Here is a 26,961-nt window from a genome sequence, read left to right as displayed (position 1 = left end):
CATTATACAAGGAGGAACGATTATGTTTGGAAAAACAGCGGGTGAAGCACTTGTCGATCTTTTAATTGAATGGGGTGTGGATCACGTCTACGGTATGCCTGGTGATTCTATCAACTCTATTATTGAACCTTTAAGAAAAAAACAAGATAAAATCAAATTCATTCAAGTCCGCCATGAAGAGGCAGGTGCACTTGCAGCGGCAGCTTATGCGAAATTGACGGGCAAACTTGGGGTTTGCATGGCTATTGCAGGCCCCGGAGCCATCCATTTATTAAACGGTTTATACGATGCAAAGCTCGATCAAGCTCCTGTATTAGCAATTACAGGACAAGTAGAATCTGATTTACTTGGAACAGGATTTTTCCAAGAAGTAAATTTAGAAAGAATGTTTGACGACGTTGCGGTTTATAATCAACGCATTATGTCAGCAGAGCAACTCCCTGCCGTTGTAAATCAGGCTATTCGAATGGCATATACGAAAAAAGGTGTATCTGTCCTTACAATTCCAGATGATGTTCCAAAATTTGAAGTGAAAGATGGCGCACGTATTACAAATTCATCTTTCACTTTACCTGAGTTATTTCCACAAGAAGAAGATTTAAAGTTAGCGAAACTCACATTAAATGAAGCAAAACAACCTGTTATTTTAGCTGGTAAAGGAGCAAAACATGCGCGAGAGTCTTTACTCGCATTCGCAGAACATATCGGTGCTCCCATCGTTTTAACACTTCCTGCTAAAGGAATTGTTCCCGATGAACATCCCCTTTGTATAGGCGGCTTAGGATTAATCGGAACGAAGCCTGCTTATGAAGCAATGAAACACGCGGATACTTTAATTATGGTTGGTACTTCTTATCCTTTCACTGGTTTCTTACCTGAAAAAGCAAAAACGCTTCATATTGATACAGATCCAGCTCAAATTGGAAAGCGTTATGCGACGGATATCGGTTTAGCTGGTGATGCTGATAAAACATTAAAATGGTTGATTGAGAATGTAGAGAAACATGAAGACCATTCATTTTTGGAACACCATCAAGAAATGATGAAAAAATGGGAACAAAAGTTACATGATCAAGAAGAAGATTCTTCTACTCCAATTAAGCCGCAAAGAGTTATGCATGCCCTACAGCATGTTGCACATGATGATGCAATCTTATCAGTCGATGTCGGAAATGTAACAGTATGGACAGCACGCCATTTCCGCATGACCGATCAGCAATTTATTATTTCTAGCTGGCTAGCAACACTTGGTTGTGGTTTACCTGGTGCACTTGCTGGGAAAATTGCTTTTCCAGATAAACAAGTGTTTGCAGTTTGTGGTGACGGCGGATTTGGAATGACAATGAACGACTTTGTAACTGCCGTAAAATATAAGTTACCAATTGTTGTCGTTGTATTAAACAACCATAAAATCGCCATGATTAAATTTGAACAAGAAGTTATGGGAAATATTGAATTTGGTACAGACTTAACAAATCCTGATTTTGCAAAATATGCTGAGGCTTGCGGTGGTGTTGGATATCGTGTAGAGCATTTAGATGAATTACTCCCTGCTTTTGAAGATGCAATAAAACAAAATAGACCGTGTATTATTGATGTGGTTGTAGATGCAAATGAAGCACCGATGCCAGCAAAAATCACATTTGGTCAAGCTGCTGGTTACACAAAACATATGCTAAAAGAACTATTTGAAGAAGGTAAGATTGACCTTCCCCCTTTATAAAGCTAAAAAGATAGATGAAAACAAAGTGTCTTCATCTATCTTTTTTATTTTGATATTTCGTTATGAAAAGAAAAATCTTTTATATTTGTTCGACTATTATCCAATCTTTTCCTTCCAAATAACAAATACGATGAAAAAAGTCCTTGCTTTCATAACAAGGACCCTTACACCGCATTCAACTTATTATTAATCTATTTCACTACCTCTTCTTTTGGCATTACCATACCTTTATATAGTTGAACTGTAATCCAGTAATAAACTAAATAAATTACTAAAAAGATTCCTATTGGCATCCATACTTTCACAAATGGGTCAACTAATATGAAGCTGAATAAGTTAAGTCCTACTAAAACGTGGGAAATTCCAATGATCGCTGGGAAGATAAATAAATATGAAATCTCTTTATATATACTTTTTGTGAGCATACTGCGTCTTACTCCGATTTTCCGTAACATTTCATAACGGCGTACATCACGAGGAGCACCTGTTAATATTTTGAACATTAGAGAACTCGCCATCATTGCTAAAAACGCAATTCCAAGGAAAAATCCCATAAACATTGTCCCGCTCATAAAGCTATTCATGAATTGATATATCGTCATTTTTGTAAACAGATTTACCTCTTCACCAGTTGTTTTTTCAATCATTTCTTTTTGTCTCTTATCTATTTCGATCAACAATGGTTTATATTTTTTCATATCATCTACTTTTGCTAACGTTACACTATGTTCAGTTCCTTGAATTCCTTTATAATGCTCTTCGTCTGCAATTCTTACAGGTTTTCCGTTAAATTGATTATGTGTAATTTGTATCTCTCTTACAACCGCATCTTCCCAATCTTTCGGCATATGAGGGAATTTTGCTAATTCAGGAGCCTCTAAAGCTGAATATACAGGCTCAGTTAAAGGCTCAGCCACACGTTTACGTGCAGGCTCTTTTAAAGGCTTTGTATCAAAATGATCTGAAATAAGTGGTGGTTTTTCAGTTAAGTCGTTACGTAAATAATAAACTGCTTCTCCATCTACTTTATACTTATATTTATTCTCTTCAACAATTGACATTTCTTTTAATGCCGCTTGATCTTTTTCATTTGGATCGTGAATTACAACATCATATACACGTGAGAAATCTGTCATAATGCCTACATTTTTTTGGAACGCCATACCTGCTGTCATCGCACCTGCACCTAATGCAATTAACATCGCTACCGTACCTAGTACTCTCGATAAACTATTTACTCGAAAGCGTAGCTGTGCATATGTAAAACTATTTAAGCCCGTTTCATTTCGTTTTTTATTCCCTTTAATTTTCATCACAAAAAATGGGAGCAATGAACTAAAAATAATATATGTGCCAAGTGTTGTAACGATTGTCGCTATTATAAAACCGAGTTCAGCAAATATTTTTACATTTATCATAAAATAATATCCTATACTTACTAGTAATACACCTAGTACTGTCATAATAACAATACGGATATTACTTTTCTTCACTTCATCTAGTGTTTCATCTTCACGAATTAACTCTAATTCTGTTTTACGTAATAATCGGATACTATTCATTAAACCAGTAATAAAAAATAATATTAAAAAGAAAATAGATGTAACTACAATAGCTGGTGTGTATACGGATGCATAATTACCTTTTGCTGAAATTTCCATTCCATTCATTAAAAAATTTCCTGCTACACTAGCTAGTACGATTCCTACTAAAATCCCGATAACAATACTGACAATACCCATACCGAATGTTTCAATAAATAATAACTGTGCTACTTTTTTCTTTTTCGCTCCAAGCATCATGTACATACCGAGTTCTTTTCTTCTTAATGTAAGTAAAAAAGAATTGGCATATATAATATAAAATACAGTAATGAACGATAGTAATACTGCACCAACCCAAAAGACGAGTCTAATACTACTAATAAGGCTATTATCTTTTGTAAATTCACTATTCATCGCCATCGTTTGGAACATGTAAAAAATACTAATACTAATAACTAGGCCAATAAGTAAAACCATATAATCCTTTAACATTTTTTTCATACTGTGACGTGATAATTTGAATAACATAGTTTCGCCCCCTATTTAGACCCAGCAGCTGAGCCCATATGAGCAAGCACACCTAAAATGTCTTGATAAAAATTTTCTCGAGTTCCTTGACGCTTTAATTCTTTATAAAGAAGACCATCTTGAATGAATAAAATACGCTCACAATAGCTTGCACTAAATGCATCATGTGTAACCATCAAAATACTTACATTGTGATTTTCATGTAAATCTTGCATTGCTTCTAATAAACTTTTTGCATTTTTACTATCAAGTGCACCGGTCGGTTCATCTGCTAATACGATAGCTGGATTATGTACTAAAGCACGTGCTGCCGCTGTTCTTTGCTTTTGTCCACCAGAAACAGCGGAAGGATATTTCGTTAAAATTTCAGTAATCCCTAATTTTTTCGCAACTTCATTTACCTTCCCAGTAATCTCACTTGACGGTACCCCTTGCAGAGAAAGTGGCAAAGCAATATTTTCATAAATTGATAAATTTTCAAGTAAGTTAAAATCTTGAAAAATGAATCCTAATTTTTGAGACCGAAAATCAGATAGTGCATTCCCCTTCATAGAAGTAATGTTCGTACCAGCTATAGTCACATTTCCCCCTGTTGCCTGATCAAGAGTACTTATTACATTTAGTAATGTTGTTTTTCCAGATCCAGAAGGACCCATAATACCGACAAATTCCCCTTCTTTAATACTTAACGATACACCCCTTAACGCTTTTGACTGATTTTCATTCCTTTTCCCATACGTTTTTTCTACACTTTCTACTGTTACTACATTTGTTGACATCTCTTTCACTCCATCCCTTTTGTATAGTATTAATTTCCCATAAATTTCTTATCTTTCTTCTACATAAATTCTTAAGAATTTTTTAAAGTTTTCACTTTATATAGTAAAACTTATAAGAAAGGTTCTTCAATCAGATCCCTACCTTAATATTCTCACTTCTATACATATTCTTCCCTCGATTTTTCTTACATTCTCCTTACATTTTTGTAAGGAAAAGAAAACACACCACTCAAAAAGTGGTGTGTAGCAACATTTATTAAGATATTCTATTATTTATTTCACTTTGCACACTGTCCATAAATGCAGGCAATGAAACAACTTCTGATTTCTCTTCACCATATTTACGTACATTGACAGATCCATTCTCCATTTCTTTATCCCCAATAACAAGTACATATGGTACCTTTTGCATTTGCGCTTCTCTTATTTTATATCCTAATTTTTCACTTCGTATATCTCGTTCAACACGGATGCCAGCTTGTTTTAATTTATCTTCAATTTCTTTTGTATATTGCTCATGTACTACATTTGAAACCGGAATTACTTTTACTTGAACTGGCGCCACCCATGTTGGAAATGCTCCGCCAAAATGTTCAATTAATATTCCTAGGAAACGATCTAAAGAACCTAAAACAGCACGGTGAATGACGACCGGTCTTCTTTTTTCATTATTTTCATCTATATAGTTTAAATTGAATTTCTCTGGCATTTGGAAGTCAAGTTGGACTGTTCCACATTGATGACTTCTTTTTAAAGCATCTTTAATATGAAAATCAATTTTTGGTCCGTAAAATGCCCCGTCACCTTCATTCAGTCTATACTTATAATTTAATGACTTTAATACATTTTCGAGTGCCGCTTCTGCTTGCTCCCATAATTTATCGTCACCCATTGAGTCTTCTGGGCGAGTAGAAAGTTCTACTTCATATTCAAATCCAAAAGTCTTATACGCATAATCAATTTGCTGAAGTACTGACTTAATTTCATCTTCAATTTGTGCTGGTGTTACAAATATATGAGCATCATCTTGACAGAAAGTACGAACTCTTAATAGTCCGTTTAAAGCACCACTAAATTCATGTCGGTGCACTTGACCAAATTCACACATACGAATCGGTAATTCACGATAAGAATGCAGTTTATTTTTAAATATAAGCATATGTCCAGGACAGTTCATCGGTTTTAATGCAAAACTTTTATAATCTACTTCTGAAAAGTACATATTGTCTTTATAATGTCCCCAGTGTCCTGATTCCTCCCAGAGTCCTTGATTCATCATAAATGGAGTACGCACTTCTTGGTAACCATATTCATTTTGTATTTCTCTTAAAAAAGATTCTAATTCATTTCGGATGATTTGCCCTTTTGGTAAGTAAAATGGCATTCCTGGTGCTTCTTCTGAAAACATAAACAATTCAAGCTCACCACCTAATTTTCGGTGATTTCTCTTTGCTGCTTCTTCAATAAAATGTAAATATTCTTCTAATTCTTTTTGAGAAGAAAATGCAACACCATATATACGCTGAAGCATTTGATTATTACTATCACCTCTCCAATATGCCCCTGAAACATGAGTTAATTGAAATGCTTTCAAATAACCTGTAAATGGTAAATGGGGTCCTCTACATAAGTCTTCAAATTCACCTTGTTTATAAACTGTTACACTCTCATCATGTGGAATCGCTTCTAAAAGTTCTAATTTCAAATGATCATTTACTTCTTGAAACAGTTTTGCTGCTTCTTCTCTAGAAATATCAACTCGCTCTATCCTTAAGTTCTCACTTATAATTCTTTTCATTTCTTTCTCAATTTTAGGTAAGTCTTCAACAGCTACACTACTTGCAAGATCCATATCATAATAAAACCCATTTTCAATGACAGGTCCTACTCCAAACTTCACATCCCCATATATTCTTTTTACGGCTTGTGCTAATATATGTGCAGCAGTATGTCTAGCAATTTCTACGCCTTCCTCTGAATCCATAGTAATGATTTGCACTTTCGCATTTTCTTCAATGTTTCGACGTAAGTCAAAAAGCTGACCATTCACCTTTCCTGCTACTGCTTTCTTCTTTAAACTGGCGCTAATTGATCCTGCAATTTCTTCTAAAGTAATTCCTTTTACAAACCCTTTTACACTACCATCAGGAAATATTATTTCAATCATCTGTTCTTTCATCATTCATCTCTCCATTTCATAATAAAAAGCACACTCATCCCTAAAATAGGGACGAGCGTGCTTTTACCCGTGGTTCCACCCAGATTCCCATCGTAAAAATACAATGGCTTCATTAACGGTAACGTCGCTCACACGGCACTAGATACTTTATTTCCCCAGTGCAGCTCTAAGGTGGTAAGTTATTTCTCTGCGTTAGGAAGTTCTCAGCTCTCCTTCCTTCTCTGTATAACCGTTTAAAATAACTCATGTCCTTTTCTTCGCTTATTATGAAATTAAATATAAAAAAGCATATTCATCCCTAGTAAATAGGGACGAATATGCTTATATCCGTGGTTCCACCCAGATTCCCATCATAAAAAATACAATGGCTTCTTTTGCGATAACGTCGCTTACACGGCACTAGATACTTTATTTCCCCAGTGCAGCTCTAAGGTGGTAAGTTATTTCTCTGCGTTAGGAAGTTCTCAGCTCTCCTTCCTTCTCTGTATAACCGTTTAAAATAACTCGTGTCCTTTTCTTTGCTTTTATAGTACATCCATTAATTGTTATTTAATATATCCTATTCATTTTATTTTTGCAAGTGTCAAAAAATATTTTTTGTTCAATAAAAAAAGGGAAACCAAAAAAAATTTTCATGTTTTTTGATTTCCCCTATCTTTTTTACCAATCTTGTGGTTCGTAGTTTAAGTCTGCAAATAATCTTTTTTTCTCTTTTTTCGTTAAATCTCTCCACTGTCCAACTGGTAAATTATTTAACTGGATATTCATAATTCGCGTACGTTTTAATGTGTATACTTGATAGCCTAAAGCTTCACACATACGACGAATTTGACGATTTAACCCTTGTGTTAAAATAATTTGGAACTCATATTTTGATAACTGTGTTACTTCACAAGGAAGTGTTTTTGTTCCTAAAATTTTAACACCCGCTGCCATTTGTTTTAAAAATTCAGGCGTAATCGGTTTATCCACTGAAACAATATATTCTTTTTCATGTTTATTTTCAGCACGTAAAATTTCATTAATAATATCACCATCATTCGTTAACAAAATCAAACCGTCTGAGTCTTTATCAAGACGTCCAACATGATGAATTCGTAAAGGATGATTCACTAAATCTATAATGTTACCTTTAACTGCCTTTTCACTTGTACATGTAATACCTACTGGTTTATTTAAAGCAATATACACATGGTCTCGAGCAATTCGAAGCTGCTCTCCATTTACTCGCACGTCATCACCTGGTTGTACTTGGTCACCTATTTTTGCAACCTTTCCGTTAATAATTACTCTTCTTTCATTAATTAACTTATCTGCTCCGCGTCTAGATGCTTTTCCGGATTCACTAATAAATTTATTGATACGCAAGTTAGGCACATCCTTTTCTTTAAAAATTTCAAGCTCACACTGCTTCTACCGTACAATACAAAAGGGTAAGCCTCCTATTATAACTTAAATATATTAACATGAAAGGGTATATGACGTCTTCAATTAATTACATGTTTATAAGAAAATAATTGGTCTTCTTTTCCTTTTCACCTTAAACTATATTGCGGCCAAATGAATATTTCCTGCATATAACATCATTTATTTACTTTTTTCATAGTTAATATACAAATGTAATTTTGGAATACAGTTTAATTAAACGCATCTGAATAATCCACAGTATTTTGTAAACAAAAAAGAATTAAGATTTGGTTTTATAAAAAGGGGGGGGCATTTTCTAACTATGTTGTTCAATAATCACGCCCTTTGGTAGAAAACATCACTATTTGCAAATAAAAAAGCATCTTTGATCAATATTGTTCAAAAAAATCAGAATACTATCGAGAACACCTAATTTTTCACGCTTCAGTATTAGCTTCAGATATTCCAAAAAGAAGTCCTTGATTATCTAAACAATAAGCAAAGTATCCCATATTAGGAACAGCAGTTTTAGATACAACTACTTGTCCACCATTTTCAGTAACTTTTTTTATGTATTCATCAATTGAAGGTACTTCAATTGAATTAGTTGTTCTGGTAACACCATCAGGGGACTTCATTAATCCACCATCGATACCAGCTCTATCATTCTCGCCCGTAATAATAAACCAATAATCTTGCGGTCCAGGCATCTTTTCAAACTTCCAACCAAAACTATTTGTATAAAATTTAATTGCTTCTTCAGGATTTGGAACTTGCAATTCAAATCTTAAAACTTTACTCATTTTAATACCTCCTTTTGTTCTTTTACACAAATAATTACACGAGAACAAACATTCTATATCAACTTCATTTAAAACTTGAAGTCTTTTTATAAACACTGTGACTTTATTTCAAACCTACAATAGACCATTCTTCATTGCATATAACTTGCTTTCCATTTATATTTTCAACATATTCTTTTACATTAGCTAACTTATATAACGCCGGGAAAATTTCTTTTACATAACGTTGATGTGCCATTTTACCTTGCCAATAAGATAGAACTATGTAACGATTTGAGTTTGTAATCGATCTTCCTACAACGCCACCTAACATTCCTTCTACATTTTCCATCCCTTTATTCCAAATCGTTTCTTGTACATGTAAAAAATGTTGCTCATTTCCATTCTTCACATCACAAATTGTGATTCTTACAAATGAACCTTTAGCAACTGCATCCATAAAAGAAATACTTGTTATGTCATATAACGTTTGAAATTTCTCTATTTCACAAGAAACATATGTATCCTCTTGATTACTATTTAAAAAAATAGTATCGTGTACTCCATTCATGAATGCCTGATACGTATGCATACTTTCCCAAACAGAAAATACACAAGCTTCATCTTCATCCCAGCCTCCAAATTGCCCATGAAACCCCTCTAAATGCCTCAAATCACACCATTTTTCTTGGGCATTTGAAAACAAATCCCTTTTCTCTTTTTCCACCTTACAAAATATTGTTTTTAATAACATTTTCATTCCCCCTTATGATACGATCCATTTCCCTCTCGCAATACTTTCCACTTTTCCGCTTACAAAAAACATCAATTTTATCACCTACTTCTTCTGCGTGTTTATATAATAACGATGGCCGTTTTATCTCATACCCTTGTTCAACACGCATATTTATTTTATCTATTCCAAAGTAACGATACTTTACAAGATACTCTGCTAAACACCCATTTGAACTACCTGTTGCTGCATCTTCAGGAATACCATAGTACTCTGCAAAATCACGGACATTAAGATCATTTACTTCCTCATACGTTTCAGAAGTAAATACCATTATTCCTTTCGCCGTTATCTTCTCAATTAGGTCAAAATATTTCTCTTTATTTATTTGTACCTCCTTTGCCACGACTAACGATTTCAACGGTACGAGAATGACAGGCAATCCCGTTGATACTTCTTGAATTGGATACTGACAGTCTATTTGGGAAACATCAACATTTAATATGTCTGCCATCACATATCTATCTATTTTCACTCCAAACTTAGGTTCATTTTGCTTCATCCATAACAAACTTTTTTCATCATGAAAATTCACTTCGACGGATCCACCCAGAAAATGTAATATAACATTTTCCATTGCATTATCTTGAAGAATTTCTTTTCGTAACACAAATGCTGTTCCTAACGCTGAGTGTCCGGCATAAGGAATCTCCTCATTTGGTGTAAAAATACGGACATCATACCCACTATTTCTTTGTTTCCCTGACAAAATAAAAGTGGTCTCTGCAAAATTGATTTCTTTTGCTGTTAATTGCATTTTCTCACCTCTCTTATTCTCTTTTTGTTTACATAATAAAATTATATAAAATATTAAATCTATCAATTTAATACTTGAATGTCTCCCCACTCATTTTTTGCTTGCAAAACTTACATACAATACCTCTAAATCATTTTTTAAATGTATAAAAAATAAAGATCAATATGAATTGACCATATATCAATCTTTTTATTATTATATATTATAATGATTCGTTTTTATTAGGAGGGATTATGAAGTGAAGAAATTATTTTTAAACAAATGGTTTTTGGTTGTTCCTGTTATCTTTATTATTGCCGGAACTATTTTTTACTTACATCACGACCAAAAGCCGAAGCGTACAGCAAATAAAGAAACAGTCGATACACAAGCTTTTCGGAAAGAATTGAAGCCTAAAATCGATGAATTTACTACAAAGTATAATGATAGTATTGAGAAGGATTGGCTACCATCATGGGAAGAAATACATACTAATCAGGATACAATAGATAAAAATAAAATAGTAAATACTATGCATACTGTTTCAAAGCAATATGAGATTCTTGCGAAAGAGATGGATACTTTTAAAGCTGAAGACAGCATATCAACTCCCGCTCTAAAAGAAAAAATGAATGAATTTAGAACTGAATTTATTGCTGCTTCTAATTTCATGAAAGATGCAGCGGAATCAATTATAGACGGCTGTAATAACTCAATTCCGTTAAACGAAGCTATAGAAAATACGAAACACGCTTTAGGACTTGCTGATCAACATATAATCACTGCTTTATCTACTTTAAATGAAATAAAGGATAAATTAGGGATTACGAAAAATTAATTCTCCTATTTACTATCTTAAACTAAAAAATGATTGCAATCCATTAATAATGAACCTATAATGTGTTTATTGATTATGTAAACTTATTTCATAATCAATAAGTTATTAATCACATAATTCGGATGAACCATTCAGGAGAAGATCGATTGATCTACCGACGGGGCAAAAAGTTGCTAAATCAACTTTGAAACTCTCAGGTCTTGGTTACAAGTAGAACTGCATGGGGACGAATCTCTGGAGAGACTCCCTCTCGCTTTTATATAGCGCGGAGGAAAACGAGCGCCGAAGGAGCAAATCCGCTATACTAGCGGATAATCTCTCAGGTAAAAAGGACAGAGACAAGCGAAAGAAAATGCCGATTTGTATCGGTTTATTTTTCTATCCCTTGTTTCTCCAGAGACCATTTCATTTACTTGAAGTGGTTTTTATTTTTTCTAAAAAAGGAGAATAAAAATGGAGACAGTAAGTAAAGTATTAGAACAAATCAATCAGTATGTGTGGGGGTTACCAACTTTGTTCCTACTCGTTGGAACTGGAATCATTCTCACAGTGCGCCTAAAAGGTTTACAGTTTAGTAAACTATTATACGCTCACAAACTAGCTTTTAAAAAATCAGAAGATACATCTTCTTCTGGGGATATTAGCCACTTCCAAGCACTCATGACAGCTATGGCTGCGACGATTGGTATGGGAAATATAGCCGGTGTCGCAACCGCTGTTACAATTGGTGGTCCCGGTGCAATATTTTGGATGTGGATTACCGCCCTGTTCGGTATGGCAACAAAATATGCCGAAGCAATTCTTGCGGTGAAATACCGTGTTAGCAATGAAAACGGAGAATACGCTGGTGGACCAATGTATTATTTAGAACGTGGTCTAGAGAAAAAATGGCTCGCTATTTTATTCGCTATTTTTGGTACAACTGCTTCTTTCGGTATCGGAAATATGGTGCAATCTAATTCAGTTGCGGAGGCAATGAGAATTAACTTTTCTTTCCCCCCTTCTTTAACTGGTATATTAATGTCATTTTTAATCGCTATTGTTATTTTAGGCGGTGTGAAAAAAATCGGGAAAGTTACTGGAATTGTCGTTCCTATTAAAGCTTTCTTTTATATAATTGCTGGTCTTATTATTATTTTCTATCACTTTGATCAAATTCCAGAAGCATTTTCACTTATTTTTTCTGGCGCATTTCAAGGTACTGCAGCTGCTGGTGGTTTTATTGGTGCAACAGTTGCTTCTGCTATTCAAATCGGAATGGCCCGAGGCGTATTCGCTAACGAAGCTGGTTTAGGAAGCGCCCCAATCGCTGCTGCTGCTGCAAAAACAGATTCACCTGCAAAACAAGCACTCGTATCGATGACAGGTACTTTCCTAGATACATTTATTGTATGTACAATTACCGGTCTTGTATTAATTACGACAGGAGCATGGAAATCTGGTAAAACTGGTGTTGAAGCTACAACACTTGCATTCCAATCCGTATTTGGTACTGCTGGTAGTATGATTCTTGGTGTTGCAATCATATTATTCGCCTACTCTACTATTTTAGGATGGTCTTATTACGGTGAGAAATGTGTAGCATATTTATTTGGAGAAGGTGCCGTACGATATTATAAAGCGATTTTTATCATAATGATTGCTATTGGTGCTAATTTAAAACTAGGTATTGTATGGACATTTGCTGATATCGCAAACGGACTTATGGCGATTCCAAATTTAATTGGTCTTATTGGGTTAAGTGGTATAGTCGTAGCTGAAACAAATCGCTTTTTACAGGCAGAGAAATTGAAAGAATTAAATAAAAAACATGTAAGTTAATACATTTCTAAAAGGAATGACTCATAAATAATGAGCATTCCTTTTACTTTTATCCTCCCTTTTTACTATTTGATATAGATAAAAATACATTTATATCAAAGTTAGCTTCACTTTATACCTCTAAAAATTTTTCATATAAAAGTCATAAATCGTATGGTCTAACTATATAGTTGAAAAGGAATGCGACATTAAAAGAAGTCGCAGAAAAAATTCACCCAAGAAAAGGGAGGAAAAATCTTTTGAAAAACAAAATCATTGTTTTCCTATCTGTTTTTTCATTTATTTTTGGAGCTTTCTTTTTTGACACGAATACTTCAAGTGCTGAAACAACATCTACCGATTACGTTCCTAACCAACTAATCGTTAAGTTCAAACAAAATACATCTTTAGGAGATGTGCAATCATTTCATAAGTCTGTTGGTACAAACGTTTTATCTAAAGATGATAAATTAGGCTTTGAAGTCGTTCAATTTACAAAAGGAACTGTCAAAGAAAAAATAAAAAGTTATAAAAATAATCCTGATGTAGAATACGCAGAACCGAATTATTACGTTCACGCCTTTTGGACTCCCAATGACCCATATTTTAAAAATCAATATGGATTACAAAAAATTCAAGCTCCACAAGCTTGGGATAGTCAACGAAGCGATCCTGGTGTAAAAGTAGCGATTATTGATACAGGTGTCCAGGGCTCACATCCTGATTTAGCTTCTAAAGTTATATACGGACATGATTATGTTGATAATGACAGTGCATCTGATGATGGTAATGGTCACGGTACGCATTGCGCTGGTATTACTGGTGCTCTAACGAATAATAATGTTGGTATTGCTGGTGTTGCTCCTCAAACTTCAATTTATGCCGTTCGTGTATTAGATAATCAAGGTAGCGGTACTCTCGATGCTGTAGCTCAAGGCATTAGAGAAGCTGCTGATTCAGGTGCGAAAGTAATTAGTTTAAGTTTAGGTGCTCCAAATGGTGGTACTTCTTTACAACAAGCTGTTCAATATGCGTGGAATAAAGGGGCTGTTATTGTTGCTGCCGCAGGTAATGCTGGAAACACAAAAGCGAATTATCCAGCTTATTACAATGAGGTAATTGCTGTAGCCTCAACAGATCAATCAGATAGAAAATCTTCATTTTCTACTTATGGTAGCTGGGTAGACGTCGCAGCTCCAGGTTCAAATATATATTCAACCTATAAAGGAAGCGCATATCAATCATTAAGTGGAACATCTATGGCAACCCCTCATGTAGCAGGAGTTGCAGCTCTTCTAGCAAACCAAGGCTATAATAATACTCAAATCCGTCAAATTATCGAAACAACTTCTGACAAAATTAGTGGTACAGGTACGTACTGGAAAAACGGTAGAGTGAATGCATATAAAGCTGTTCAATACGCTAAGCAATTACAAGAAAATAAGGCTTCCTAAGAAATAACTTAACGCTTTGAACTAAAAAGAAGCAGAAACTTTTACAGTTAAAGTCTCTGCTTCTTCCTAACTTTTTGTTACTCGCTGCCTACAAACCCTTCTGAACTGAATGCAAATAAAGTACAAAATCAGTCATTGTAGATGTATATCCAAGTTGGCGTATCATAGCTGTTATATTTCCTCTATGGTATGTACCATGATTTACAACATGCTGTACTAACTCTAATTTAGAAGTTTCTAATTTTCCTACGTATGGATTCTCAATAACAAATACCTCACTTACATCTTTTTGTTCATTTAGAAATTCTTTATACTGTTTTGCTACATCAGAAAACAGTATTTCTAATTCATCCATTGTTTTCGTTTCAATTTGTTTTTGCAATTGTTCTCGACCTTGAATGGCCTTACTCATACTTTTGCCATTCAAAATATGTAACCATACTTGATCGACAATATAAATATGCACTAAAGTATCTTTAATAGACAGAAATACGCTTTGTATCTCTTCTTGATAAATAGAAGCTGGTAACTCTTTTAAGCGATCGAATATGCGTGCATTTGCCCATACATGATAATCAAATTGTTTTATAATATAATCTTTCATTCTAAACGCTCCTCTTTATTTTATAAAATATAGCTCTTGTTTTTGGATTTCCGATTCTATATCGGCTTTCACAATCCCCATTTCTTCTATCAGGCTTGTATTTAGAGACTTATATTTTACATATGTTTCAAATTCGGATTTAAACGGAAACGGTGTAATTCGAATGTTTTGCTCATCTATCCACTCAGCTTTTAAAGGTTCATCAGTATTTTCATTAAAAATTTCTGTCCCTTCAAACCCACCTTTAAATAAAGCAATCTCGTCTTTCTTCTTTACACCAGGTTTATTCATACATGCATATAAAGATAGCTCATCACAAAACTTTAAAAGTTTATAATGTTTATCAAACATTTCATGTTGCTTTATTGTTAACGTTTTCAAAATTCTTTTTTGACGATCCAATTCTTGCTTATAGAAAGATATCATCTCTTCATCTTCTTGATTCAGTGGAAATGATATAAAATGCTTACTACAAAGCAATGCACCGTATGGATTCGAATTCTCAATCTCGTTCAAACCTATCTTATAAAAAACAAATCTTAATGAGCTTGGGCAATCCATAAACGTATACGGTACATTTTTTGCATCGTTCCAAATTGGTGTTTTATCAAGTCCAATCCATCCTCTATCATGCTCATAAATGGCATCTGTGCTTTCTTTTAAATACGCGCTATCTTCAAAAAAATCCTCTTTCATATAGTTCGCAATTTCTCCTGCTAAAAATCCATGATCATGTTGACGGATTAATATAATTTCTTCCTCATTCTTATTACGAAAAATCATAGCTATACACCTCCCCTTTCATTTCATTTTACAATTTTTTATTTATATAACAATTAAATTGAACTATCCTCATCTTCCCTTCATTTACAAGAGGATAAATCAGTGAAAATGATAAATTCCCTTATACTTAGCAGGGATTCTGCTTCTTTCAACGAAATTAAGATAACAATACGATTCAATTATTCTTTTAATTAGTGAATCTTATTTTTTCTTTCCATTCATTATACTAACAATTCAATTCAAAATAATTTATTATGGGGTGAGAAAAATGAACAAAACTGAATTAATTAAAAATGTAGCTCAATCAGCCGATATTTCACAAAAGGACGCTTCTGCAGCTGTTCAATCCGTGTTTGACACAATTACAAATGCTTTACAAACTGGTGATAAAGTACAACTTATTGGATTCGGAACATTCGAAGTACGTGAAAGATCCGCTCGTACAGGACGTAATCCACAAACAGGTGAAGAAATTCAAATCGCTGCAGGGAAAGTACCAGCATTTAAAGCTGGAAAAGAATTAAAAGAAGCTGTAAAGTAAAAATAAAACCAGCCTTTTGATAGGCTGGTTTATTATTTATATTAAAACTTATCCTAGTAATTCATATATGTTCTCCGCATGATAAACTTCACAAACATAAAACAAGCATTTGCAGTTACTTACAATTTGATATTTTCTAGTCGGATATATGTTTGCCTCAACGGAACAGCCATCAAATAATTCAAGAATATGTCCCGAAGGTTGATACCCTTGATATAACATATTTCTTCTCGTTTCCATCTGTTCTATTAGTTCTTCAATAGGAGTGTTTCCACCCTCTAGTTCTCTTTTTATTTGATTTGGTAAACTTGAGGTATCCGCAAAAATTAGATTTTCAGATAACACCTTTCCTTTGTAGCTAACATTAGATACTCTGTAAAGAAATGTTCCATTTCCGTCAAAAAAGTTTCTTACTTCTTTCGGAATATACTTTCTTTCTAACATTTCTTGTTCAATAACATTGAACTGTACTGTATCTTTTAAAAGATTTTCTAAAGTTGTAATTGATGATGTATCTCCAGAAAATAAAACACTCTGAATTGCTTTCGCATTATTAGATAATTCACTTCTTCTATTTTCCGCTACTAACATGACGAACACCTCTTCTATAATTAATTTTAATTAAAATTGCTACTTAATAAACCTTTTTCTTAGCTTAACGATGGTATAAAGCGAAGCTTTAATCAGTGGTTTTTTTCCATCTCCCACTGATTATTAGCCCACACCAATCGGGCTTTTACGGGCAGTTACTGTAGGGATAAAAGTGGTCCCGCATCTAACTGATGAATTTCAGTCACCTCTTTACTTAACAAAGCAAGTGAAGCAACATATCCCAAGCCTGGTTTTAAATCTCTCATCACTGTATTTTTTACAATTTCTTTTCTATCCTTAAAAATAAGTAAATTCGGAGAATCATCAGGAGAAGATACAGTAAGATCTGCCGGAGATATCATAAGCCCCTCTCCTGTCGCCTTCAGTATCGCTTCCTTCCGAGTCCAATACGTTAAAAACCCTTCACGTTTCCTTTCAGATGGTAACTTCATAACTTGGGCAATTTCAATATCTGTTAATACCCCTGTTGCCATTGTTATTACATCTATATTAGAGGTCATTTGCTCAACGTCTATACCAACAGGTGTTGATAATGTGAACGCTACGCCAATACGTTCTCCTGAGTGCGATACAGATAACTGAGGCATCCCTTCTGGTAATTGTGGCCTTCCATGAGGAAGTTTACAAACTGAACATGTCCGATCTATCGGTACTTGCAGTGGTGACATGGTAAGTTGCTCCCCAAGTACCAATCTACTAATCACACAACCGATAACAAATCGTGCTCGATCGGCCGAATAATGGAATGAATTTGCCTTCTCACGCTCTGCTTCGTTTAATAAACTATAATGCCATGATTGTAAGTCTGAAATTCGCGCCCACCAAATTTGACAGTTATGCTCATTAAGTTTTGGTACTGAATCTACAACTTTCCAATCTACCATGTAAACTCTCTCCTTTTTATTGCCAATGTATATCACTTCTACTATTCAGAAGAACTTGCAAGAAATCTATTTTATTTGTCTTAAAGTATTGCGTCTTCTATAATGAAATTTATATACATCCTCATTCATTGACAACTTCTTTTTCTCGCACTTCTTTTACTGTCGGTAACGGTTTATTATTCCCTTTTGACATTGCATCTTGATCACGAATACGTAGTGCAAATAATAATGCTATGAATAAAAATACCGCTGCACCGATTAATGCAATTTGATAAGATACTATACTTGATTCTATACTCCCCGATTCACTGACACTATCACTTCCAAAACCAGCTAAAAGACTAGCTAAAATCGCGACACCGATCGCTGAACCTAATCGATTTTGCACATTAAAAATAGTAGTTGCTCTTCCCATTGAAGCGGGCTGAATGTTATTAAAAGCGGAAAATTGCACAGCTCCTACTGAATGTCCAAGGAAAACTCCAATACCAAACAATAACATTCGAATCATCCATGGATTCGTCTCATGATTCACGAAACTCAATAAGACAAATATAATTGCCGATCCAACTAATCCCGTAGAAATTAGCTTACGCGCTCCTAATTTTTTGTATGACCACGGCACAAGCTGAGAAGCAACCATAAGTCCAATTGCTTCAGGAAACGTTGTAAGCCCTGTTTCTAATGCGGATGCGTGTAATACATTTTGATACATAAGCGGAAATACAAATAGCATTCCGAGTAAACCTGCAGCTGAAAATAATGAAATGAGACTCATGTTTCGGAATAATGGATCTTTTAATAAACGTAAATCTAGCATTGGTTGTTGTACCCTTAGTTCTACAATAATAAACAATGTAATAAGGATCATTCCGCCGACTCCAGTGCCAATGATTTCTGGAGAACTCCAGCCTTTGGATGGCCCTTGACTGAGTGCGTATATTAACATTGCAAATCCTGGTGCTGAAAGGATAAAACCAGGTAAATCCAAACGACCAGCAGTTGTTTCAACATGTTCTACTAAAAATAGAAGTCCGAATAGCAATACAACTATTCCAAATGGTAGGTTAATATAAAATGCCCAACGCCAAGACAATTGATCTACAAAGAAACCACTAATGATAGGACCAATTGCTGGTGCAACAGCAACTGGTAATACGATAAAACGAGAAATCTTCGGTCTTTCCTCTGGTGAGAATGTGCGAAATAACATCGCCATACCGACAGGTGTTAAAAGACCTCCCCCAGCCCCTTGTATAATACGAAATATATTTAATGAAGTAATATCATTCGCAAACCCGCACAAAGCAGATGCAATTGTAAATACTAAAAGGGCAGTTAAAAATACTCTCTTCGTTCCAAAGCGATCTCCTAGCCAGCCCGAAATCGGAAGAAATACTGCTAAACTCACTAAATATCCAACATTTACTGTCCCCATCGCGGAAGGTGGAACTTGTAATTCCTGACTTATCGTTCGCAAAGCGACATTTACAATCGTCGCATCCATTGCGGCCATAAACATAGCCGTAATATAAACGATACTAACAACTATTTTTGGATTTATCTTTACATTCATTATTATTTTCCTACCAGAATACTTTCACTAAAGCGACTTTTGTTTGGCTCCATATCACTCCAGTTTAATTCGACGAATTCTAAGCATACCTGTCTACTATCTTCTTCATGAACGATTTTCCAACCAATTGGTACATCAAGAAAGGCAGGCCAGAGAGAATACTGGCCCTCCTCATTCTTTAACACTTTATACATGTACTTTTCATTTTCAAACGGATTCGTCATACTTTACTTACCCCTTTCTTTTCCTGTAAATGATTTGCTAGTACTTGTCCAATTTCTGTAAGTGGCCCTGGCTGACATAAATCTTTATGTCTACAGTCGATGTCATACTGCACGATCTCTCCATTTATATAATTTAGCCACGTATTGGGAGAAATCGGATCAAACCAATCTGGTATTACTGTAGATCTAAAGAATAAAATGTCTCCATTATACGTTTTAGGTACGTATTTCCCTAATAACCCTACTGAATTCACGTAAGTTTCTTTCAAATTTAAAATCGTCTCTTCTTCAAGACTTGCTAATGCACTTCCATCTTTACGCAATATTTCAATCGCACTTTCCATATTAAGCGGCTTACCATCCATATTGTCTGGATCATATCCGCCTAAAGCAAGTAAAGCGATTAGTGCTTCTTCCTCAGTTGGAGCTTCTGTATTCGGTAAGAAATGACCTGGATAAGAATCAAGCATAACGATCAGTTCTACTTCTTCTCCTTGATTTTGCAATTGAGCCCCCATTGCATGAACCACATTTCCACCAAGTGACCAACCTAGTAAGCGGTACGGTCCATGTGGTTGCACCTCACGAATGTGCTCAATATAATCCGCCGCCATTTCTTCTAAACTTTTTGGCAGCTTCTCATTTTTAGCAATACCACGAGCCTGAACGCCATAGATTGGATAATCTGTTCCTAAAGATTTCATCAATCCGGCATAACACCAACTTAAACCGCCTGCTGGATGTACACAAAACAGTGGTAATTCTTCGCCACTGGCTCTTAACGGAAGTAATACATCAAGTGCACTTTGCCCATTTCCCATTTCAAGTCTTTCGGCTAATCCGGCAACGGTAGGAGATGCGAATAAAGTTCCAATACTCAGTTCAACCCCGAGCGCTTCTCGAATACGACTCATTAACTGTACCGCAAGCAATGAATGGCCACCAAGGTCAAAGAAACCGTCATCAATTCCAATTTGAGATACATTTAGAATTTCTGTAAATAAGTCACATAGCATCTCTTCTTGTGGCGTTCTTGGTCCACGACTAGAAGTTGACAGATCAAACTCTGGAGCTGGTAGTGCCTTTTTATCTAATTTACCGTTTGGAGTTAACGGCAACTCATTTACTACTACAAAAGCATACGGAATCATATAATCTGGTAAGCTTTCTCCGGCATGCTGACGCATTTCGTTTGTATCAATAATCTCGCTATTTGATGCGACAATATATGAAACTAATCGTTTGTCCCCAGGCTGGTCTTCTCTTACAATGACAGCTACTTGTTCAACTTTAGAGTGTTTCATAATTACCGCTTCAATTTCTCCTAATTCGATTCGGAATCCACGAATCTTAATTTGATGATCCGCACGTCCCATATAATCTAAAGAACCATCCTGGCGCCAACGCGCTAAATCTCCAGTTCGATACATGCGCGTACCTGGTTTCCCAAATGGATCAGCGATAAAGCGTTCCGCCGTTAATCCAGCTCTACCTAAATAACCACGAGCGAGCCCAGCCCCGGCAACATACATCTCCCCCACTACTCCTGGTGGCACCGGTTGTAAATAACTATCTAGTACATACACTTTAAGGTCTGGTATGCTACATCCAATTAAACTGTTCGCTCGTAACGATACAATACTTTGATCCAGCTCCATATAGCTAACATGTACTGTCGTCTCTGTAATACCATACATATTAATCAGCTTAGGTGAATTTTCAGGATGGCGACTATACCAATCTTCTAAGCGGCTAAGTTCAAGTGCTTCTCCCCCAAAAACTACATACCGTAAAGAAAGATTTTGACCGATTTCCACATTTTCGCGATCTGCCTGCATCAATTGATAAAATGCTGATGGCGTTTGATTTAAAACAGTTACCTTATCCCTAACAAGCAACTGTAAAAACTCTTTCGGTGAGCGGCTTACCGTATGCGGTACGACAACGAGTCTTCCACCATATAATAGAGGTCCCCAAATTTCCCAAACTGAGAAATCAAAAGCATAAGAATGGAACATTGTCCAAACATCTTCTGAATCAAATTGGAACCAATGATCCGTAGCACCTAATAGCCTTACAACATTATGATGAGGTATCATAACACCCTTCGGTCTACCTGTTGAACCTGAAGTGTAAATGACATACGCAATATGTAAAGGTAACAGCGATTTAATTCGCTCCATATCTTCTATATTCTCTTCACTATATCTACTTAATTCCTCTAATACTTTTGAATCATCAACGAAAATTTTTAGTGTTTCATCACATTCGATTTCCACATCTGAATTCGTTAAAATACATGTTGGTTTTGCATCTTGTAACATAAATGAAATACGGTCTGACGGATAATCTGGATCTAGTGGCAAATACCCTGCCCCAGCTTTAAGAACGGCTAGCAAGCTGACAACCATATTTAAAGATCTTGGCATTGCTAATGCCACCAGCTGTTCCGGACCAACACCTTTTTTAATTAACATGCGCGCAAGCTGATTTGCTTTATTATTTAGTTCTTCATAACTTAATGATGTATCTTCAAAAACGACGGCAATTGAATCTGGACTTAAATGAGCCTGCTTCTCAAATAATTGTGGTAATGTCATTTCAGGTACAATTTGAAAACCACCATTCCACTTTTCTAAAACTGTATTTCGCTCCTCTAAAGTCAATATTTCTAATCGACCAATGGATTGTTCTGGATGTTCTGCTGCGTCATCCAATAATAGAATGAAACGTTCTACTAATTTTTGAACTGTTTCACGCTTATATAAATCCGTACTAAATTCAAGTAAACCGTGTAAACCATTTGGTTCGCCGTTTGCCGTATTACTTTCACTAATTTCGAATGTTAAATCAAATTTCGCAGAGCCGACACTTTTAATTTCGAGACTCGTTTCTAATTTTGGTACATCGAGCGTTGCTTCTGGCGTATTTTGAAAAGCTAACATCGTTTGGAATAGAGGATGACTATTTCGAGTACGTACAGGATTTAACACTTCAACGAGTCGTTCAAATGGAACATCTTGATTCTCATAAGCTGAAAGGTTTACCTGCTTCACTCTATTCAATAATTCTTTAAAACTCGGATCGCCAGATGTATTTGTACGTAATACTAATGTATTTACAAATAAACCAACTATATCTGAGAGCGCATCATCATTCCGTCCAGCAATTGGACTACCAATTGGAATATCAGTTCCGGCACCTAATCGTGTAAATAACGCACTAAGTCCTGCTTGCAATACCATAAACAAACTAACTCCGTTTTTGCGAGCAAGCTCTATTAACCTACTATGCATATCTGTATCTATATGGAAATGAATCGTTTCCCCGCGATAACTCGTTTCTATCGGACGCTGATAATCTGTAGGTAATTCGAGTTGATCTGGTAAACCTTTTAACTCTTCTTTCCAAAAATCTAATTGCCTTGAAATTAGACTATCTTGTGTAGTCTCATCACCTAACAATTGCTGTTGCCAAAGAGCGTAATCTGCATATTGCACCGGAAGTGGATTCCACTGAACTGTTTCACATTGACAACGTGCTCTATATGCTGATGCAAAATCTCTCGTTAGTGGATGTAACGACCACCCATCTCCTACAATGTGATGTAGTAAAATAAGCAATACATGTTCATCACGTTTTATTTCAAACAGTTGCAGACGAATGGCTGGCTCAGCATCAAGATTAAAGCTATATCTTACAGCTTCCGAAAGCATCTCTTCTAATGCACCTTCAGATGTTTTTGTCATTATTACATCTAGTTTCACTTCATTCATATCAAGAATCTTTTGATATGAACTTCCAAGTGAATTTGGAAAAATTGTTCTAAGCGTCTCATGCTTCTCTACAACATCCTGAAAAGCACCTTCCAATGCTTCTTTACTTAATTCCCCAGACATTCGGATGACTAATGGAATATTATAAGTAGGACTTGGACCTTCTAAACAATTTAAGAACCATAACCTACGCTGTGCAAAAGAAAGTGGAACTTCCTTAGGTCGATTCGCTTTCTTAATAGTTGGCCTCGCACTCTGTGCACTGTCCAATTGTTTCGCCAGCCCAGCAATAGTTGGTGTTTCAAATAATTTTCCAATTCCTACTTCCACACCTAACGTTTCACGAATACGTCCCATTAAGCGTGATGCAATAAGCGAGTGACCACCCATTTCAAAGAAATTATCATCTATACCTATTCGCGAAAGACCAAGAACCTCTGCAAATAAATCACTTAATATTTCTTCTTTCGGGTTTCGCGCCATTCTCTCACTTACAATTTGATTAAAATCAGGAGCAGGTAACGCTTTTCTATCAATCTTTCCATTCGGTGTTAATGGTAACTCTTTTAATATTACAAATGCTGACGGTACCATATAACTAGCTAAACTTTCTGATACATAAGAACGAACTTCCGAAAGATCAATAGTTGCGCTCTCTTCAGCGATAATATAAGCAATAATTCGCTTATCGTTAGGTCGATCTTCCCGTACCATTACTACTGCTTGTTGAACATCCGTATATCCTTGTAATACTGTTTCTATTTCTGCTAGTTCAATACGGAAACCACGGATTTTAATTTGATGATCGGCACGACTAATGTAATCTAGTGAACCATCTTCACGCCATTTTACAAGATCACCTGTACGATACATGCGCGTACCAGACGCTCCATAAGGATTGGCAACAAAACGTTCCGCCGTTAATTCAGGTTTACCTAAATATCCATTCGCAAGTCCTTTACCCGCGATATATAACTCACCAACAACTCCTGGTGGAACAGGTTGTAATCCTGCATCCAATACGTACACCTCTGTATTCCAAATTGGTTTTCCAATTGGAGGTATACCAGTTTCATTTTCATCAATGTTCATTGAAGTAGACCAAATTGTCGTTTCAGTCGGTCCATAGAGATTCGTTATACAGCAATTTAATTCTTTTAATTTACTTGCTAAATGAGCCGGAAGTGCTTCACCACCAACAAGCACATTAAGTCCTTTTAGCCTTTCTGGGTAATCCGTTACAAGCGCCTGCCAAAGTGTTGGTGTAGCTTGCATAATTGTAATATTTTCATTTCGCAAGAGCTCCGTTAACGCAGAAGAGTCTTGAATGATTTCCTTTTGAGCAATTGTAATACTTGCGCCACTAATAAGTGGTAAATATATTTCTAAAGCAGAAATATCAAATGCAAAAGTCGTAACAGCTAGTAAATGATCCGTTTCATTTAGTGAAAACTTTTCTTGCATGGCTAATAAAAAGTTACTTAAACTTTGCATTGGTATAACGACACCTTTCGGTTTACCTGTTGACCCTGAAGTGTAAATTGTATAAGCAGGATTTAAAAGTGACATATCATTCGTAGACGCAACGTTCACATGAGAATATGTTTGTAAAGCCATTTTCGTTTCTGCACTATTTAATACAATTTGAGGAACTTCACTTTCTATAGGTAAACTCGCTGAAACAGATGAATGTGTTATGACACAAACAGGACTTGCATCGCAGAATATATAACGAACTCTTTCCGCAGGATATTCCGGATCTATTGGTAAATATGCAGCACCTGCTTTTAAAACAGCCAACATACTAATTACCATTTCTACAGATCTTGGAAATGCGAGTGCTACAAACTGGCTAGGTCGTACACCTTTTTCTATCAGTACATGTGCAAGCTGATTTGCTCGTTCATTTAGCTCTTTATAAGTCAATTTCAGTTCATCACATGCAACAGCTATTTTATTAGGATTTTCATGTGCTTGTTGTTCAAACAGTGCAGGAAGATGTATTAACTCTCTGTCTTCACTCGTTTCATTCCATTCTGTTAAAACTTTGCGGCGCTCTTTAGGAAGTGTAAGATCCATTTTCCCAATTGGTTCATTCTTCTGAAGCTCGATCGCGAAATCTAATACATTCATAAATCTTTCTTTATGAACAGCTAATTCTTCTTCACTATATACATTCGGATTCGCATCAAAATGAATCATTAATCCGTTACCATCAAAACGGTTATATACGTTTATAGACAGATCATCGACAGGTCCTGCCGAAAGATTATGTGTAACACCACGATTTTCTGCGAAACTAAGACCGTAATCAAAAGGCATAACATTAACTAATGGCCCAAACAACCTTTGATTTTCACCGAGTAACTTCAAGTCTCTTCGTAATTCCTCATGACGATATTTATGATGACGACGTGCATCACGAATCTCACTAGAAACTTGCTGCATGAATTCAGTAAAAGTTATATTGGGATTTACAGATAGACGAAGCGGAACTAAATTCATAACCATACTAGGTGTATGAATAGATACAGAACCTAAACGTCCCATCATAGGTAAACCTAAAACAACATCTTTTGCACCTGTTAACTTATGTATATAAATGCTTGTAACAGCTACGATAAACTCAGGCCAATTCATCATTAAAGCTTTTGTATTTTCCTGTAACAATTTTGTACTAGAACTAGATAAACAAGCTGTTTCTCGCAAAAATCCGTTTGATGTTCTCGGTGCCCGTTCCGCTAAACTTACAACTTCTGGTCGATCCGCAAATTTCCCCATCCAAAAAGTACGATCTTCTTGAAATTGTTTTGACGCTCGATACTTATCATCTTCTTCTATAATTTTTGCGAGTGAGCCAAATGGTTTCTCCTTCTCTACCTTCCCAGCCATTAGCGTGGAATATATTTTTGCAACCTTTTGAGAAAGTAGTGAAAACCCATAGCCATCCATCACAATGTGATGGATGCGCTGATACCAAAAGAAGCGATCATTTGCAACTTGGAAAAGGGCTTCCGTAAACAATTTGTCTTTTTTCAAATCCACTGGTGTAGATAAATCTTTTTTCATCCACGCCTTTGCAGCTTCTTCTGGATCTTCCTCTAGACGAAGATCCAGAAAAGGCATATGAAATTCAGATGAAGATTCAATGATTTGCCATGGGCCAATCTCATCTTCTTCAAAGCGAACATGCAATGCTTCCGTTTCCGTTACAACTTTACGTACAGCTAGCTCAAAAATCTCTGGATTGACTATGCCATGTATCTCTACATACTCTCCCGTATTATAAATCGGATTTAGTGGATCTAATTGCTGCGCAAACCACATACCTGATTGCGCAGAAGATAATGAATAACGAATCTTTTGACTGTTAGGCATTCTTTACTACCCCTTTATTA

Annotated in this window: 19 protein-coding genes, 1 riboswitch and 2 other annotated features; of the genes, 5 read left to right on the top strand and 14 right to left on the bottom strand. The window is 35.6% G+C overall.

Annotated features, from left to right (window positions below; translation table 11 throughout):
• Window positions 1-22 precede the first annotated feature (22 nt).
• Entirely contained in the window at window positions 23-1,723 is a 1,701-nt protein-coding gene (locus tag DJ93_RS24385; RefSeq protein WP_042983669.1) for a pyruvate oxidase, read from the top strand.
• A 191-nt stretch (window positions 1,724-1,914) separates the two neighbouring features.
• Here DJ93_RS24385 and DJ93_RS24380 read toward each other — a convergent pair whose 3' ends face one another.
• From DJ93_RS24380 to DJ93_RS24350, 7 genes are all read right to left on the bottom strand, one after another.
• Window positions 1,915-3,795, bottom strand: coding sequence for an FtsX-like permease family protein (locus DJ93_RS24380; RefSeq protein ID WP_042983668.1), 1,881 nt, complete (start codon window positions 3,793-3,795; stop codon window positions 1,915-1,917).
• A gap of 11 nt (window positions 3,796-3,806) precedes the next feature.
• On the bottom strand, window positions 3,807-4,574 hold the full coding sequence (locus DJ93_RS24375) for an ABC transporter ATP-binding protein (RefSeq protein WP_042983667.1): 768 nt from the start codon (window positions 4,572-4,574) through the stop codon (window positions 3,807-3,809).
• 256 nt (window positions 4,575-4,830) lie between these two features.
• Entirely contained in the window at window positions 4,831-6,753 is a 1,923-nt protein-coding gene (gene thrS / locus DJ93_RS24370; protein ID WP_042983666.1) for a threonine--tRNA ligase, read from the bottom strand.
• Window positions 6,754-6,797: 44 nt separating this feature from the next.
• Window positions 6,798-7,020 (bottom strand) — a binding site (T-box leader).
• A 37-nt stretch (window positions 7,021-7,057) separates the two neighbouring features.
• Window positions 7,058-7,281, bottom strand: a binding site (T-box leader).
• 132 nt (window positions 7,282-7,413) lie between these two features.
• A complete protein-coding gene (rluF, locus tag DJ93_RS24365) occupies window positions 7,414-8,121 on the bottom strand; it encodes a 23S rRNA pseudouridine(2604) synthase RluF (protein ID WP_042983665.1) in 708 nt (235 codons plus the stop codon).
• A gap of 476 nt (window positions 8,122-8,597) precedes the next feature.
• Entirely contained in the window at window positions 8,598-8,963 is a 366-nt protein-coding gene (locus DJ93_RS24360) for a VOC family protein (RefSeq protein WP_042983664.1), read from the bottom strand.
• A 103-nt stretch (window positions 8,964-9,066) separates the two neighbouring features.
• On the bottom strand, window positions 9,067-9,696 hold the full coding sequence (locus tag DJ93_RS24355; RefSeq protein ID WP_042983662.1) for a DUF4937 domain-containing protein: 630 nt from the start codon (window positions 9,694-9,696) through the stop codon (window positions 9,067-9,069).
• Window positions 9,671-10,492, bottom strand: coding sequence for a PhzF family phenazine biosynthesis protein (locus tag DJ93_RS24350; protein WP_241484322.1), 822 nt, complete (start codon window positions 10,490-10,492; stop codon window positions 9,671-9,673). Before DJ93_RS24350 ends, DJ93_RS24355 begins: the two co-directional genes overlap by 26 nt.
• 238 nt (window positions 10,493-10,730) lie before the next feature.
• On the opposite strand from DJ93_RS24350, the gene DJ93_RS24345 reads away from it, so the two are divergent.
• From DJ93_RS24345 to DJ93_RS24335, 3 genes are all read left to right on the top strand, one after another.
• Window positions 10,731-11,309, top strand: a complete 579-nt coding sequence (locus DJ93_RS24345) for a hypothetical protein (RefSeq protein ID WP_042983661.1) — start codon at window positions 10,731-10,733, stop codon at window positions 11,307-11,309.
• Window positions 11,310-11,533: 224 nt separating this feature from the next.
• A riboswitch (glycine riboswitch) is annotated at window positions 11,534-11,655 on the top strand.
• 107 nt (window positions 11,656-11,762) lie between these two features.
• Window positions 11,763-13,130: an alanine/glycine:cation symporter family protein gene (locus tag DJ93_RS24340; protein ID WP_042983660.1), complete on the top strand. Its 1,368-nt coding sequence runs from the start codon at window positions 11,763-11,765 to the stop codon at window positions 13,128-13,130.
• Between the two features lie 239 nt (window positions 13,131-13,369).
• A complete protein-coding gene (locus tag DJ93_RS24335) occupies window positions 13,370-14,563 on the top strand; it encodes a S8 family peptidase (protein WP_042983659.1) in 1,194 nt (397 codons plus the stop codon).
• 88 nt (window positions 14,564-14,651) lie between these two features.
• On the opposite strand, the gene DJ93_RS24330 is transcribed toward DJ93_RS24335, so the two are convergent.
• Window positions 14,652-15,167, bottom strand: a complete 516-nt coding sequence (locus tag DJ93_RS24330) for a DinB family protein (RefSeq protein ID WP_042983658.1) — start codon at window positions 15,165-15,167, stop codon at window positions 14,652-14,654.
• A gap of 15 nt (window positions 15,168-15,182) precedes the next feature.
• On the bottom strand, window positions 15,183-15,950 hold the full coding sequence (locus tag DJ93_RS24325; RefSeq protein ID WP_042983657.1) for a DUF3891 family protein: 768 nt from the start codon (window positions 15,948-15,950) through the stop codon (window positions 15,183-15,185).
• 268 nt (window positions 15,951-16,218) lie between these two features.
• Between DJ93_RS24325 and DJ93_RS24320 the strand changes: the two genes are divergently transcribed.
• Window positions 16,219-16,491, top strand: a complete 273-nt coding sequence (locus DJ93_RS24320; protein ID WP_042983656.1) for an HU family DNA-binding protein — start codon at window positions 16,219-16,221, stop codon at window positions 16,489-16,491.
• A gap of 48 nt (window positions 16,492-16,539) precedes the next feature.
• Here DJ93_RS24320 and DJ93_RS24315 read toward each other — a convergent pair whose 3' ends face one another.
• From DJ93_RS24315 to DJ93_RS24295, 5 genes are all read right to left on the bottom strand, one after another.
• Window positions 16,540-17,082 carry a hypothetical protein gene (locus DJ93_RS24315; RefSeq protein WP_042983655.1) on the bottom strand — a complete coding sequence of 181 codons (543 nt, stop codon included), beginning with the start codon at window positions 17,080-17,082 and terminating at the stop codon, window positions 16,540-16,542.
• 155 nt (window positions 17,083-17,237) lie between these two features.
• A complete protein-coding gene (locus DJ93_RS24310; RefSeq protein ID WP_042983654.1) occupies window positions 17,238-17,987 on the bottom strand; it encodes a 4'-phosphopantetheinyl transferase family protein in 750 nt (249 codons plus the stop codon).
• A gap of 121 nt (window positions 17,988-18,108) precedes the next feature.
• Window positions 18,109-19,563: an MDR family MFS transporter gene (locus DJ93_RS24305; protein ID WP_042983653.1), complete on the bottom strand. Its 1,455-nt coding sequence runs from the start codon at window positions 19,561-19,563 to the stop codon at window positions 18,109-18,111.
• Between the two features lie 2 nt (window positions 19,564-19,565).
• Window positions 19,566-19,787 (bottom strand): MbtH family protein, encoded by a 222-nt coding sequence (locus DJ93_RS24300; RefSeq protein ID WP_042983652.1) that lies wholly within the window; start codon window positions 19,785-19,787, stop codon window positions 19,566-19,568.
• Window positions 19,784-26,941 (bottom strand): amino acid adenylation domain-containing protein, encoded by a 7,158-nt coding sequence (locus DJ93_RS24295; RefSeq protein ID WP_042983651.1) that lies wholly within the window; start codon window positions 26,939-26,941, stop codon window positions 19,784-19,786. The genes DJ93_RS24300 and DJ93_RS24295 overlap by 4 nt, the downstream gene beginning before the upstream one ends.
• Window positions 26,942-26,961: the final 20 nt, after the last annotated feature.

Source organism: Bacillus clarus, from assembly GCF_000746925.1.
In the GTDB taxonomy this organism is placed as follows: Bacteria; Bacillota; Bacilli; order Bacillales; family Bacillaceae_G; genus Bacillus_A; species Bacillus_A clarus.
Note: the sequence above shows the minus strand (reverse complement) of the source record. Positions and strands in the feature narration are given on the sequence as shown.

Coding starts and splice junctions, on each gene's coding strand:
- DJ93_RS24385 (WP_042983669.1), top strand. CDS start 23: ATGTTTGGAAAAACAGCGGGTGAAGCACTTGTCGATCTTTTAATTGAA.
- DJ93_RS24380 (WP_042983668.1), bottom strand. CDS start 3,795: ATGTTATTCAAATTATCACGTCACAGTATGAAAAAAATGTTAAAGGAT.
- DJ93_RS24375 (WP_042983667.1), bottom strand. CDS start 4,574: ATGTCAACAAATGTAGTAACAGTAGAAAGTGTAGAAAAAACGTATGGG.
- thrS (WP_042983666.1), bottom strand. CDS start 6,753: ATGAAAGAACAGATGATTGAAATAATATTTCCTGATGGTAGTGTAAAA.
- DJ93_RS24360 (WP_042983664.1), bottom strand. CDS start 8,963: ATGAGTAAAGTTTTAAGATTTGAATTGCAAGTTCCAAATCCTGAAGAA.
- DJ93_RS24355 (WP_042983662.1), bottom strand. CDS start 9,696: ATGTTATTAAAAACAATATTTTGTAAGGTGGAAAAAGAGAAAAGGGAT.
- DJ93_RS24350 (WP_241484322.1), bottom strand. CDS start 10,492: ATGCAATTAACAGCAAAAGAAATCAATTTTGCAGAGACCACTTTTATT.
- DJ93_RS24340 (WP_042983660.1), top strand. CDS start 11,763: ATGGAGACAGTAAGTAAAGTATTAGAACAAATCAATCAGTATGTGTGG.
- DJ93_RS24330 (WP_042983658.1), bottom strand. CDS start 15,167: ATGAAAGATTATATTATAAAACAATTTGATTATCATGTATGGGCAAAT.
- DJ93_RS24325 (WP_042983657.1), bottom strand. CDS start 15,950: ATGATTTTTCGTAATAAGAATGAGGAAGAAATTATATTAATCCGTCAA.
- DJ93_RS24320 (WP_042983656.1), top strand. CDS start 16,219: ATGAACAAAACTGAATTAATTAAAAATGTAGCTCAATCAGCCGATATT.
- DJ93_RS24315 (WP_042983655.1), bottom strand. CDS start 17,082: ATGTTAGTAGCGGAAAATAGAAGAAGTGAATTATCTAATAATGCGAAA.
- DJ93_RS24310 (WP_042983654.1), bottom strand. CDS start 17,987: ATGGTAGATTGGAAAGTTGTAGATTCAGTACCAAAACTTAATGAGCAT.
- DJ93_RS24305 (WP_042983653.1), bottom strand. CDS start 19,563: ATGAATGTAAAGATAAATCCAAAAATAGTTGTTAGTATCGTTTATATT.
- DJ93_RS24300 (WP_042983652.1), bottom strand. CDS start 19,787: ATGACGAATCCGTTTGAAAATGAAAAGTACATGTATAAAGTGTTAAAG.
- DJ93_RS24295 (WP_042983651.1), bottom strand. CDS start 26,941: ATGCCTAACAGTCAAAAGATTCGTTATTCATTATCTTCTGCGCAATCA.